The following is a 477-nucleotide window of genomic DNA, read 5'->3' on the forward strand; positions in this document are numbered from 1 at the left end:
AGCGACATCCGGCCAATAGGGTTTGATCAGCAGCAGTTCGACGAAGAAACACGCGCCAATAGTGCCCACCAGCACCAGCATGATCGCCTCCAACCGGCGGAAACCCCGGTTTTGCAGGGCCAATACCAGCAACGTGTCGAACGCGGTGAGCGCGATGCCAAACGTCAGCGAACAGCCCAACAGCAAGTGGAACGCCAGGGCGCAGCCGAGCACTTCGGCGAGGTCGGTGGCGATGATCGAAATTTCCGCCAGCAGCCACTGGGTCCGTGCGGTCCGCGTGCTGTAGCGCTCCCGGCATAACTGCGCCAGGTCGCGCCCGGTGGCGATACCCAGACGCGAGCACAAACACTGCACCACCATCCCCGCCATGCTCGCCAGCAACACCACGAACAACAGGCTATAGCCAAACCGCGAACCGGCCTCGATGGCCGTGGCCCAGTTGCCCGGGTCCATGTAGCCGATGGACACCAGCAAACC

General features: G+C 62.9%; 1 protein-coding gene. It reads right to left on the minus strand.

The genetic code is table 11. The features are described from left to right. The coding region (locus tag AC1DLB_RS32000; RefSeq protein WP_477786536.1) for an Nramp family divalent metal transporter at window positions 1-477 on the minus strand (477 nt) is incomplete at both ends.

Source organism: Pseudomonas sp. 05N434, from assembly GCF_056396965.1.